This is a genomic window from Cryomorphaceae bacterium (assembly GCA_007695365.1).
Taxonomy (GTDB): domain Bacteria; phylum Bacteroidota; class Bacteroidia; order Flavobacteriales_D; family SKUL01; genus SKUL01.
Window position 1 is genome coordinate 20,358 of sequence record REDV01000098.1, and the last position, 9,720, is coordinate 30,077.

The 9,720-nt window shown below is 51.6% G+C and carries 6 protein-coding genes; 2 read left to right on the forward strand and 4 right to left on the reverse strand.

Annotated features, from left to right (window positions below):
* Positions 1-195 precede the first annotated feature (195 nt).
* Both EA392_10535 and EA392_10540 read right to left on the reverse strand, forming a co-directional pair.
* Positions 196-3,024 (reverse strand): PD-(D/E)XK nuclease family protein, encoded by a 2,829-nt coding sequence (locus EA392_10535; GenBank protein TVR38264.1) that lies wholly within the window; start codon positions 3,022-3,024, stop codon positions 196-198.
* A 6-nt stretch (positions 3,025-3,030) separates the two neighbouring features.
* The gene (locus tag EA392_10540; GenBank protein ID TVR38265.1) at positions 3,031-3,624 is read right to left on the reverse strand and encodes a tetratricopeptide repeat protein; all 594 of its coding nucleotides are present in this window, start codon (positions 3,622-3,624) and stop codon (positions 3,031-3,033) included.
* A 66-nt stretch (positions 3,625-3,690) separates the two neighbouring features.
* On the opposite strand from EA392_10540, the gene EA392_10545 reads away from it, so the two are divergent.
* Both EA392_10545 and EA392_10550 read left to right on the forward strand, forming a co-directional pair.
* Positions 3,691-3,969 (forward strand): hypothetical protein, encoded by a 279-nt coding sequence (locus tag EA392_10545; GenBank protein TVR38266.1) that lies wholly within the window; start codon positions 3,691-3,693, stop codon positions 3,967-3,969.
* A 69-nt stretch (positions 3,970-4,038) separates the two neighbouring features.
* Positions 4,039-6,708 carry a PKD domain-containing protein gene (locus EA392_10550; protein TVR38267.1) on the forward strand — a complete coding sequence of 890 codons (2,670 nt, stop codon included), beginning with the start codon at positions 4,039-4,041 and terminating at the stop codon, positions 6,706-6,708.
* A gap of 12 nt (positions 6,709-6,720) precedes the next feature.
* Here EA392_10550 and EA392_10555 read toward each other — a convergent pair whose 3' ends face one another.
* Complete coding sequence (locus EA392_10555; protein TVR38268.1) at positions 6,721-8,175, reverse strand: sodium:solute symporter; 1,455 nt, start codon at positions 8,173-8,175, stop codon at positions 6,721-6,723.
* 31 nt (positions 8,176-8,206) lie between these two features.
* Positions 8,207-9,430, reverse strand: a complete 1,224-nt coding sequence (locus EA392_10560; protein TVR38269.1) for a DNA polymerase IV — start codon at positions 9,428-9,430, stop codon at positions 8,207-8,209.
* Between the last annotated feature and the right edge of the window lie 290 nt (positions 9,431-9,720).

Genomic DNA, 9,720 nt, shown 5'->3' on the forward strand with positions numbered 1-9,720 from the left:
TGTTTCGCAGAAAAAAACGGGCAACCCTTTTTAATCGGTGCGTTTTACATGCACAACTTCCGATTGAACAATCAAAAAGTTGTGATGGTTTCAAAATTTTCCTTGCAGGTTTTACGAAAAAGCGTCCCTTCCCGGACGCTTTTTTGTTTGGGTAATTTGAAGATTGGAAGGTAGGGTAACAGGATGGCTTTTCGCTTAGCCTGAATCTTCGGTTGAGGAACTTCCCTCCTGGTCACTTCCTTCACTTTCAGCGCGGCAAAACACACAATAGCGTGCTTTACTGGCGTGCCTAAAGGGCTTGGACGAATCAAACATTTCTTCCAGAAGTTGGCGCAGGATGTTCTCAAATTCGTTGGTGTGCTCTGGAAGCAGCACATTTGCATTGCTCCATTTTACCGGGAGCAGCCACGGCTCCAGGTTGCGCATGGAGATATTTCCCACCTGCAGTGAGCCCAGGTAATTGTGCTCGCCGCGGTACATCCACGCGTACGTCATTAACTGCAAAGCCTTGGTCAATCCCGTTTTTTCGATAAGGTCTTCGGGTGAAGAAACAGAAACGTCTTTCTGCTCCACCTTGCCGGTTTTGTAGTCAATAATCCGCAGAACACCGTCGCACACATCCACGCGATCGGCGTTTCCTCGCAGGTTTACGGCAACCGAACCGATGGCGGTCTCTATGGTCAAATGGTGTTTCAGTTCCAGCTCCAGGCTTTTGATCTGTACGGCCTTGTTGGGTTTTTCGAAACGCTTCAACCTGTCAATTTCATGTGTGAGAAATCGCTTTACAAATCCCGATGCCACGTTAAAAATAAGGTGATTCAAACCGCTGTCCACACCGTCCTTGCTGTAGATGACGCTGAACTGCTCCTTGCACATCTCATCGGCGTGGTCAAAAGCGGCTTCAAGGTGGGTGGTTTCCAGGTTTTTTCCTCCTTCAAAAGGCTTGTAAATGTCTTCGAGCACCTTGTGTACTACACTACCCAGTGTAGAGGCCTCAATGGTTTCTTCCAGCTCGTCGGGCTCATTGTAGCCCAGCACGTAGTAGTGATAAAAGTCGAGCGGACATTCCAGGTATTTCATCAGGGCCGATGGCGACAATCCGCGCTCGCACCTTTCTTTGAGTGACTGCAACACCGCAGGGGTTTTGATGACCTCGGCCGAAGCGAAAGGCAGTTTGCTGTCGGCAATTTGAATCACGCGATGCTTGAGGGTGATATTGGGCAGCGCTTGCCAATCGTGGGTGATTTGCTCCAGGTAGCGACTGCGCTCTGAGCCGTGCCAAGCGTCCTGATTGGTGCTGTACAAAAGCGTGGTGTGTTTGCTTCGGGTAAGCAAGCGGTAAAAGTGGTAGGCGAAAATGGCTTCGTGCTCCTGGTGTGTGGGCAGCCGGTGAAATTTTTTGAGTTCAAAGGGAATGAGGCTTTGCCTGCTTCCACTGCCGGGCATGGTGTGTTCGTTGCAGGTGAGAACGATCAGGCGGTCAAAATCGAGCGCACGGGTTTCCAGCATTCCCATCACCTGAAGCCCTGTGAGCGGTTCACCCACCAGGTTGAGCTTTTCGCCGGCGGCAAGCGATTGAAAAAGCGTGGGAAAGGCCTCTCGCTCCAACACCTCTGGGAATTTTGCCGCCAGCAATTCCAACCGCCGGATTACCTTGAGGTAGTGAAAAAGGTATTCCTTTTCCATTGCAAAGCCCTCCTGCTCAGAGAGCGGCGTTAATACGCCCTGAAGCAATTGCTGTGCGGCATGGAGATATGCGCTGTGGGTGCCTCGGCCCAAAATCAGCGATTGAAGGAATGCGCGCGTTTCTTCGTGCTCGCAGTTTTCCAACAGATCTTGCACGCTCAGCATCACGCGGTTCTCCTGCCTGAAATGGTTGAGCATCTGTTGCACATCGTTGGCAAAGGAGCGCGAAAGCTGTAAATACGGGTGAAGCAATAGTCTAAATATCAACCGGTAGTGAAATACTTCATCGCGTTCAAGCGACTCGAGCCACTCAAACAACAAGTTAAACAGGCTGTGCGCCGGACTTTGTGCTGTGGGAAACCCCATGGTTACATTTACCGGCCCGCTCTCCTCCGGAAGTGCCTGCAGCACGGCCGGAAGTAGTTTTTCGTCGGCCAGTACAATGGCGGTATTTTGCACATTGGGGTTTTGGCGCAGCAATTGCGCCATCCAGTCGCACTGTGCAAGTTCATTGGGGGCGGCTGCAATTTCTATTTCATGCGGGTTTTTTTCAAGAGCATGGTCCTGCCATAAAAAATCACCGTCAAAATCGCGGCGGTTGCGCTTCATAAACAGATCGGCCTCGTGTCCCGGGTAGTTGGCAAAGTACGCGTCGCTGTCCCATAGAACGGTAGCTTTTTGGATGTCCTGTAAGCGCTGCATGATTTTCTTTTCGGAGGCCGAAAGGGCGTTGAAACCCGCAAAAAGGATGTGCTCGTACGGGAGCTCGCTCCGGCGTTCGTCCACCCGGCCTGCGGCATCGCGAAACATGAGACCCTGATAGGCCACTCCATTGTTTTTGAGAAGTTCAGTAAAATGCGTGTAGAGTGCCCCCAGTTTTTTCCAGAACCACGCGTATTGTTGTTGATTGTCTGTGAGCGAGTCCTCGTTGAGGCTCCATTCGTCGAGTTCTTTGAGGTTGGTGAGGTCTCTGAAAAAGCTTTGGCTGTCAATCATATATGCATCTACCTCGCTAAAATCGCGCAGTGCCAGGGGAGCCCATTTCAGAAACCTGCCGAAGTTTTCTGCGTCTGTTTGCCAAACCGCCCGATAACTTTGAAAGAGCAGGAAAAGCAGCTCCATGCGGTCGGCAGGCTTGAGGGGTGTGAGCTGCTCCACGAAATGATCGAGCGTAAATATGTGGGGTGCAAAATGAGGCTCCTTGAGTTGTGCGGCGAGGTGCTTTCTGAAATAAACCGCAGCCCTTCTGCTGGGCAATACAACGGCATAACGGTGCAGGGGCTTAGTGGCTATATGAAGTAAGTGCGAGGCAACTCGGGCCAGAAAAGGTTGATTCATGAGGGCTTATTTCAGGCCCCTGAAAATAAAGGAAACAAACTGATTGAACTCTTTTCGGGAAGAGAAAATGGTAAGTGTCTGTTTCCAAAGGAGGTTACCGGTAAGTTTTTTCGGGTCGGGTTTGAGCTTGGTGGGCTGCAGGTTGATGTCGGAACCGGGCTTTGGGTGTTTTTGGCCGTTTTCAGACCCCAGAAAATGACTGGCAAAGTCATCGGCAGTTTTAAAGTGCTGCTTTGCCTTGGGCATGTTACCTTGTTTTTCGAGAAGCAAACCCAGGTTGTTGTGCGCGATTGCGTCTTCGGGGTCCAGTTCAACCGCTTTTTCGTAATCGGCAATGGCACCGGCCAGATCTCCCAATGCGTCTTTGGCAAAGGCTCTGCTGGCGTAACGGTAGCTGTAACCAGCGTCGAGCTCAACGGCCCGGTTAAAATCCGACAAAGCTTCGCGTTTTCGTTTCAGGTTGAGGTACACTGTACCCCGATAACTGAAGAGGTCAGCGTTGCGATTGTCGCTCTTGATGAGTTCGTTGAATAATTTCAGGGCGGGCTCAAACCGGCCTTCTTTCAGGTGTTCAACGGCTTTTTGTTGCTTGTTCGACATGGCTGTGCAAAGTTAGTATTTCGCTGCGTGTTGGCTCTTTCCGGTGGATTCCAGTAGCTTTGCGATATGGATTTTCCGCTATACCGAAAATACGCCCACGGCTCGTCATTTTTTGAGGTCTTGTCGGATTCAGAGTTCCGGGAGCTGAAAATGGTGGGCAGGCACTACGAGTTGCATCATATCAAAGCCTCCATTTTGCCCGAGAGGAACTACCTTGCCGACTTAATCAACAACCCCGACGGCCATTATGTTGAGTCGAATCAAAACGAGTTTCGGCAGAAATTAGCCTGGTGCCGGCAGCAACTTCAGCCCCTGGGAGTACGTCAGGGTAAAGAACCACTCTGAACATAACATATTCATCACGCCATTGAGTAAACAAACCATAGCAGAATTTGTAATTTTCACACCACTGTAATGAGCCTGAAAGCCCCTTTTCTGCGCGTGATGTTCGGTCTTCTGGTGAGCCTGTTTTGGGCTTGCCCGGATGCTCAGGCCGATCACCTGGTGGGAGGGGAGTTGTATTACGAGTGCATGGGCAACAATCAATACAGGATTACACTTGTGATTTACCGCGATTGTTTTGCCACAGGAGCGCCCTTTGATCAGAATCCGGTGATGACGATTTACGAAGGAACCAACCAGTTTATGAATACCAATTGGTTTGGCTTTTCCAGTTCTACCATCCCCATTGAAAATGATGACCCGTGCTTTGTAGCCCCAACCGGCGTGTGTGTTCAAAAGGCGGTTTACGAACGAATCCTAACGCTGCCGCCAAGCTTGTCGGGTTATACCATTGTGCATCAGCGCTGCTGCCGTGGTTATGACATCATCAACCTGGCCAATCCTGAGGGTCAGGGTAATACATACACCATTGATATACCACCCAACGATTTTGAATGTAACAGCAGCCCTGTTTTTAACGAGCTGCCCCCGGTGGCTATTTGTGTGAATCAGCCCTTTGAGTTTGATCACAGCGCATCCGAAGCCGATGGCGATGAATTGGTGTACTCGCTGTGCAATCCTCTGAATGGCGGCACTGCGCTGAACCCCATGCCGAACCCTGCGTTGCCTCCGCCTTACAATTCTGTAAATTACGCCCCCGATTTCTCAGCTGTTGATCCCATTATTGCGAATCCCGGTTTTACGATTGATCCCACAACCGGATTTTTACAGGGTACGCCCACACAATTGGGTCAGTATGTTGTGGGAGTCTGTGTAGAGGAGTACCGCGATGGGGTGCTGCTCAGTACCAAACGTCGTGACTTTCAATTCAACGTGGTGCCTTGTGTGCCACCCATTACGGCCATTCCGGCGGTGGCTCCGGCCAATCAGGAAGTGTGTAGCGGTCTTGAATTTCAGTTTGTGAATGAGAGCACAGGTGCAGATAGTTTTCTGTGGGATTTTGGTGTGGACGGGGATGATGATGCAGTTTCCGATATGTTTGCTCCTCAGTTTACTTTCCCAGACACAGGTGTTTACGAGGTGATGCTTGTAGCCAATCCCGGTCAGTTTTGCAACGACACTACATTTCTGGAAGTAACGGCCTATCACCCCATCAATGTTACCATTACGAATGTGGATTTTGTGTGTGAGGAAGAACAGTTGTGGACATTTGGGTGGACGGGTAGCGCCAGTGAGAGCGCGCAGTTCAGCTGGTCGTTTGGAAACGGTTCTACACCGGAAGCTTCGGATGAAGTTTTCCCCGAAGGCATAACCTATGCCTCACCGGGTTTCAAAGCTGTAACTTTGAATGTAACGCAGGGTATATGCTCATCCACAGCCACCTACAATTTTGAAGTTGCCCCCCCCTTAACTGCCGGAATTGCCCCTCAAAGTGAGTTTTGCGCGGGACTTACCATGAATTTCACCAACCAGAGCAGTCAGGCCACAAGCTATGTGTGGGATTTCGGAGACCCCGGAAATCCTGAGGCAGCCACGGGTTTTAATGCGGTGCATACCTTCAGCGAGCCCGGAACCTATGAGGTGACCCTTGAAGCTTCTGCCAGCGGCGCATGCCCCGATATAGCGACCGAAATTTTTGAGGTGGGCGAACTGGTTGAAGCATTTTTCAGCACCCCGGCCGTGCAGTGTTTCGAAGGACATTCGTTTCATTTTCAGTCGGAAGGATCTCATTCGGAAGCGGCTGTGATTGAGTGGAATTTTGGGGGTGAGGCATCTATAGCACAGTCTTTTGGCAGCAACCCGCCGGCCATCACTTTTCCGGAGCCGGGCAGCTATCCCGTTACGCTCACCGTAACAGACAATGATTGCACGTCTTCGCACACAGCAATAGCAACAGTTGATCCCGATCCGTTCTCGGCTTTCTCGGCGGCAGTCACCTCCGGTTGCGCGCCCCTGCAAGTGGTCTTCAACAACCAAAGTCAGGGTTCGCAAGGACTTTCCTACAACTGGTATTTTGGCGATGGTAATTCATCTGCGGCTGCTTTTCCTGTGTATACTTACCATGAGCCAGGTGTGTACACGGTGCAGTTGGATGTATTCAGTTTTGCAGGTTGCACGGGTAGCGATTTTTCGGAGCGAGTAGAATACATCACGGTTCTTCCCAGGCCGGAGGCAGGTTTTGTGTTCCACCCCGAAGAACTCACCATTTTCGACCCCGAGGTCAGCATCGTAAATCAAAGTGATTCTGCCATGAGTTGCACCTACCTCTTTCCTGATGGCACCACGTTGGAGGGCTGTGACCTGAACTACGTCTTTGAAAATGCCGGCACTTTTGAGGTGATTCAGACTGTTACGGCCGAAAATGGTTGTCAGTCAACAGCCAGTGGCGTGATTCGCGTGTTGGGGCACCTCGTATACGTTCCCAATGCTTTTTCTCCCAATGGCGATGGGGTCAATGATGTTTTCCGGCCGGTGATGCGCGGCATTCAGTCGTATGAGATGCGAGTCCTTAATCGCAGTGGCGAAACGCTCTTCCATACCACGGAACCCGAAGTAGGTTGGAACGGTACGTACCGCGGCTCCTATGTTGTGCAGCCGGGAGTTTACGTTTATCAGATGCGGGTGCAGGATATGCGCGGCATCAATCACGATTATCAGGGGCACGTTACGGTAGTGCGGTAACAGCCGTAGGTTTTAGGTGCGTCGCGGTGTGCTGATCAGCCAGAGACCCAGTACGGTAAGGGCGCCATTTACCACCAGGATAAAAAACCCGAATTCAAATCCGTTGAACCACTTTGCCGACTGGCTGCTGAGCAAGTAGGAGAGGATCGGAGCCGCGAGGGCGATATACGGCACCCATGCATCGCGAAGATTTCTGCGGATAAACAGCCCGAAAAAGTACAACCCGAGCAAGGGCCCGTAGGTGTAGCCCGCCACGGTGAACAGGCTCTGTATCACACTTTCGTTGTTGATGGCTTTGAATATCAGGATCACAGCCACCAGTACCAGCGACATCCCGATGTGCACCTGTTTGCGGATGCGCTCCTGTTCGGCTCCGTCTTTGTGCTCAATACGCAGAATATCCACACTGAACGAGGTGGTAAGAGCCGTAAGCGCCGAATCAGCGCTCGAGTAGGCTGAGGCAATCAGTCCCAACACAAAAAGCACTGCCACACCTTGGCCCAGGTGGCCGTCCAGCGCAATGATGGGGTAGAGGTAGTCTGTTTGATCTGGAATGGCAATGTGTTGTTCGTGTGCAAAGAGGTAGAGCAGGGCACCTAGCGAGAGAAAAAGCAAATTCACTACCACCAGTACCGCGCTGAAGGTGAACATGTTGGTTTGGGCTTCTCCGATGTTGCGGCAGGTGAGGTTTTTCTGCATCATGTCCTGATCCAGCCCGGTCATTACAATGGTGATAAAAGCGCCCGCAAAAAACTGTTTTACAAAGTGCCGGGGAGAATTCCAATCGTCAAAATACCACCATTGCGAGTAGTCGCTTTCACGCACGGTTTGAATGAGGGCGGAGGCGTTGAGGTTCATTTCTCCGGCAATGAGATACACGGTAATTCCCACGGCCAGGAGCATAAACAGGGTTTGCAGGGTGTCGGTCCACACGATGGTTTTAATGCCGCCCCGGGCTGTGTACAGCCATATAAGCCCGATGGTGAGTAGCACGGTTACCACAAAAGGCACGTGGATGTCCATGCGTTGAAACACCAATTCAAACACAATGGCCACGAGGTACAGCCTGAACGCCGATCCTATGATTCTGGATAGCAGGAAAAAGGAGGCTCCTGTTTTGAGTGAGGTGGGGCCAAAGCGCTGACCAAGGTAGGCGTAGATGGAGGTGAGTTGAAGTCGGTAATAGAGCGGAAGTAGCACCGTAGCCACCACCACGTAGCCCAACAAATAGCCCAGTACCATTTGCATGTAGGAGAATGCGCTGGTTCCCACCCATCCGGGCACGGAAATAAAGGTAACACCACTGAGCGATGCGCCCACCATTCCAAATGCCACCACATACCAGGGCGATTGCTTGTTGCCTGTAAAGAAGGTAGTGTTGTTGGCTCCCCGCGACGTGAAATGCGAAATGATGAGCAGGGCCCCGAAATACCCGATGATGATGAGCAGGATGAGTGTTGGATTCACGGGACTAAGGAAAGCAATTTAGCCCGGATTATTACTGCTTTCGGTTGGCCAGCAGCGGTGGAGGTTCACCGTTAAAAGGGTTGCTTCGGCCGATGGTACGTGCTTCCATGCCTGATGCCTTCATTACCGCACGGTCGCCATATCGCAGGCGGATTTTGTCCATGGCGCGGTAGAGGTTGATGCGTTCTTCGGTGTCGTCAAACAGGTTAATCTGGTGACCGCCGCCTACAAGGTGGCTGTATCGCACTCCCACCAAACGAATCAGCAGACGACGGTTGTAGAGGCGTTCAAAAAGCTCCAGCACTTTGGGAATGAGCAGATGGTCGGCGGAGGTATAGGGAATGCGGCACTGCAGGGTATGTGTATTGAAATCGGAATATCGCACCTTTACGGCTACGCATGCGGTTACCTTGTTGCCCCGCCTTAGTTGAAAGGCGAGGTTTTCGGCCATGGCAGTGAGGATGCCGCGGAGCTTTACCACGTCTATGGTGTCGCGGTTAAAGGTTCGCTCGGTAGAGATTGACTTGCGTTCGGAATGAGCAATAACGGGGCTGTTGTCAATGCCTTGTGCTTTTTTCCAGATAACCAGGCCGTGTGCGCCGAGCACGCTTTCCATCATTTCGGGCGGCATATCCTGCATGGTGCGGATAATTTTTACGCCCAGGTTGCAGAGTGTTTGGTAGGTTTTGTCGCCCACCATGGGTATTTTCTTTACCGACAGCGGTGCGAGAAAGGGCTTTTCGGTGCCGTATTCCACCATAAGCTGGTTGTTGGGTTTGGCCTCGCCGGTGGCTACTTTCGATACGGTTTTGTTGCACGACAGCCCAAACGACAGCGGCAGGCCGGTTTCGCGGATGATGCGTTGGCGGAGCTCGGCGGCGTATTTCAGGCAGCCAAAAAAGCGGTCCATGCCGGTGAGGTCCAGGTAAAATTCGTCAATGGAGCTTTTTTCAACTACGGGCACGGCTTCGCGGACAATATCGGTAACCATACGCGAGTATTTGGTGTAGTTCATGGTATTGCCCCGAATGACCACGGCTTCGGGGCAAAGTTGTTTGGCCAGTCGCATGGGCATGGCAGAGTGTACGCCAAAGCGGCGGGCTTCGTAGCTGCATGAAGCTACCACGCCCCGGTCGCTCGTGCCGCCAATCAGAATAGGTTTTCCGTTCAGCTGGCTGTCGATGAGCCGCTCTACCGACACAAAAAAGGTGTCGAGGTCGAGGTGGGCGATGGCGCTGTTTTTATCTGGGAGCATTTGGTTTTTTTTTAACCGCAAGGCCTTCGGCCCGCAAGGAGGGGTATGGTTGTTTGCAATTCGTTTCGTTTTATTTTGATTATTCGTTTCAATCAAGGGCTCTTTGCGTTCGTTGCGCCTCTATTGCGTTCTTTGCGGTTAAGCTTTTTTTGACAAGGGTATATACATGGTAGTCAGGTTTATGTGTGTTCGTGGTGATTGGATTTTTTAACCGCAAGGCCTTCGGCCCGCTAGCCCGCCTGCCGCGGGCAGGGAAGGCGCAAAGGGCGCTAAGAATGTTCACGATTTGC

Coding starts and splice junctions, on each gene's coding strand:
- EA392_10545 (TVR38266.1), top strand. CDS start 3,691: ATGGATTTTCCGCTATACCGAAAATACGCCCACGGCTCGTCATTTTTT.
- EA392_10535 (TVR38264.1), bottom strand. CDS start 3,024: ATGAATCAACCTTTTCTGGCCCGAGTTGCCTCGCACTTACTTCATATA.
- EA392_10560 (TVR38269.1), bottom strand. CDS start 9,430: ATGCTCCCAGATAAAAACAGCGCCATCGCCCACCTCGACCTCGACACC.
- EA392_10540 (TVR38265.1), bottom strand. CDS start 3,624: ATGTCGAACAAGCAACAAAAAGCCGTTGAACACCTGAAAGAAGGCCGG.
- EA392_10550 (TVR38267.1), top strand. CDS start 4,039: ATGAGCCTGAAAGCCCCTTTTCTGCGCGTGATGTTCGGTCTTCTGGTG.